This is a genomic window from Palleronia sp. (genome assembly GCF_042089775.1).
Lineage (GTDB): Bacteria > Pseudomonadota > Alphaproteobacteria > Rhodobacterales > Rhodobacteraceae > Palleronia.
This window is the reverse complement of sequence record NZ_JBELKF010000249.1, coordinates 1-2615: the sequence shown is the minus strand read 5'-3', so window position 1 is coordinate 2615 and position 2615 is coordinate 1. Positions and strand designations below refer to the sequence as shown.

Annotated in this window: 3 protein-coding genes; 1 reads left to right on the top strand and 2 read right to left on the bottom strand. The window is 52.8% G+C overall.

The window, feature by feature from the left end; genetic code table 11:
• Together ACFDS3_RS20705 and ACFDS3_RS20700 are read right to left on the bottom strand one after the other, a co-directional pair.
• Positions 1-1209, bottom strand: a 1209-nt coding sequence (locus tag ACFDS3_RS20705) for a hypothetical protein (RefSeq protein ID WP_375264209.1), incomplete at its 3' end; no start/stop codon positions are given.
• Positions 1196-2053: a hypothetical protein gene (locus ACFDS3_RS20700; protein WP_375264208.1), complete on the bottom strand. Its 858-nt coding sequence runs from the start codon at positions 2051-2053 to the stop codon at positions 1196-1198. The genes ACFDS3_RS20700 and ACFDS3_RS20705, both read right to left, overlap by 14 nt.
• Before the next feature lie 369 nt (positions 2054-2422).
• Between ACFDS3_RS20700 and ACFDS3_RS20695 the strand changes: the two genes are divergently transcribed.
• Positions 2423-2615: hypothetical protein (locus ACFDS3_RS20695; protein ID WP_375264207.1), on the top strand; the 193-nt coding region annotated here is incomplete at its 3' end.

The window sequence follows — 2615 nt, the reverse complement described above, 5'->3', positions numbered from 1 at the left end:
ACCAACACTGAGGCGTTTACGCAGCTTCCGGACACGGTTTCGATGCTCAGCTGTCCGGGACTTCGACGAAATCGCATCGATCGCTACCGAACGGTGGTGAGAGGTTATCCTATCCCAATGTGGCTGCATAAAAGAAATGCTGTCGTCAAAATCCAGCCCCATCAAAACAGCATCCAACTCGATGCCGCTTGAGTTTTTTCCGCCAGCGGCGATGATATCTATCATCGATCGGCGACCAATGGGATTGGATGATGAAATAATAAGTTGTCGAAAAGCTGATCGCACATAGGGGTTTATTTCTCTATCGAGAGCAGTATCAGTTATCTCCTTCTGACTTGTCGCTTTCTTGGCAAGGAGGCGCGCGATCATAGACCCCAACGATCTATCGATCCTTTTTTTCGAAAGGCGTCTTACGAGAGCCCTAACTTCGTTGAGAGAGCGAGCTTGAGAGAGAATAGATTCCACATATGATGATGATGGGGAAGATGGTCCAAGCATTGAGAGACTAAGTGCCTCAAAGAACATGTCTCGCCCACTCCCTGTGTGTTGATATTGCTCGATCTTTTCAAGCCACCTCATCACGAAGCGTTCCGTGCAGTAGTTGAAGTCGACAACTTTCTCCATTGTTTCTGGAACGAGAACTTGGCCCGCTTGCTCCAATGCTGCGATCACATCGCCTCCCAAGGGAAGCCGCATCATCTTTACCTTCAGGAGAAAGCTTACTATAGCGTCACTGAGCGGGTTTGATAGATTGTCCTCGTTCGCTGAAATGTATCTGACTGCGTCAGGCACATAGTATTGCGTCATGCCTGACCATTTATCTATATCTACAGCACTCTTTGAAAGCGGCGACCACAATACAGATAGCGCCTCCTCCCAAACGCCCTGCGCAAAGTATCTCTGGACAAAGCCTTCGATGCTGTCGCGCCGATATTCTTGGAGATTCTTTAACTTGGCATGCTTGGCTCTTTTCGCAGCAACTCCGCGGCCAGCTCGTAAAGCTTTCGACTGCTCCCGTGATAGTATCGCGCCTTCAAAATCCGAATCCAGCCTTAAAATTAAATCAAGTGGTTCATCTTGAAGGTCTACGCCTTGGAAACTTTCCCCCTCGAAAAGTTCTTCCGGTGTCAGCCCGACAGCACCCGCCAGTCCTTGTAGAGTGCTGGACGGTGACATAAGGATTTTTCGAACTTCATCAAAAATCGTCATTCTCTACCAGCGATACAATGAGGTCTCCAATGACCATATCTGAATATTGCTCATGAACATCTCCGACTCGGAGACCTTCCTCTTGCAACTTCTTTTTAATGAAAGCCTCGGCAACTTTTGTAGCTTTTCTCCTATTTGTTAGCCGAGCGAATGTCTTGCTTTCCTCCGGGTCAGTGAGACTCACTTCAGTAACTTCTAAGTCCTGACGTTTACATCGAACCTCGATCGTCACAGTGGCATGAAGACCAGTCCGCTCTTCTCGGTCTCGAACGGCGGGCGGGCGGCCATCAATAAGCTCAAACCGCGGCTCGTCTTTGTTAGCATTCCAGAGGAGGCCTTCCAAAACCTCTGCTCCGTCCATCCGCGCAATATTCCACGATTGATGGCCGTCAGTGGACTCGCTTCTCGTCCCCAATAGCACCGGCAAAATCTCTTCAGAGGTTGCCTCGACAGATCGAGAGCGCTTCGCTTTTGCTGAGAAATTTGCACTCCCAGTCGCCCCAGATGCACCAACACCCAACCCGGCGCCGGCTGAGACCTCAGAAGTCGCACTGGTAGCGCGCCGAATAGTCACGTCGGTGGTTGTTTGCCCTACCGCGATCGTGCGCGGATCTATCTTCAGTCTTTCCTCCCCCCTTGGGAGCATAACGACCAACTCGCATCGTTTGAGGCCGACTTGGAACCTTACCGGATCGTTGGGCCCGCCTCCGAGCCTCTCTTGCTGGAAAGTCACATCCATATGAAATGAATATCTGGGCGGGCTTCGATCCGGGATAGGATCGAACCAGGCGCGCGTAATCGCCAACCGCCCCAAACTGCGTCGCTTATTGTCCTTGAGAGTCACCAGTAAAGATCCCTACTTCCGCGCTAGATAACATCGCACGCCGTGTAGTCGCCGGTCGGCTCACCGACATCAGAGTGTTGGTTCTGCGTTCCACTGCCATATGAAACACGGTTTTTTTGGTGTAGCACCTTGGACCTCGATCCTTATTCCCTAAGCATGCGTAGAGGCCCAATCAACCTATAGTAGCTGTTGTTTGTAATGTTGTTCCCTTGATCTACACACAGGGCTGTGCCCATGTAGGCTACAACCCTTTATGACGCAGAGGTTAAGTGGTTGATCCTATGGTGATTTTCGTCTGACGGCTCCGACCCCTGCCTGGGAAGCCAACACCGCCTCGACGCCGGGCCCGATCGGGTCCAGATGAGGGGCATGCAACTCGACGGCCAGATCCTCTCGCTTGCGGCCGCGCCCGGCACGGATGCCGCGCGCCGGTCCATCGCCACCCTGATCGCGGCCAGCCACGCGGATGGCTGGCACGAGGAGGGCAGGGGGATCGAAAGCCCGAAGAGGCGCGCGCTGGTCGCCGTCGCCTGGAACATCTACCCGCGGCTCATGGCCGAGG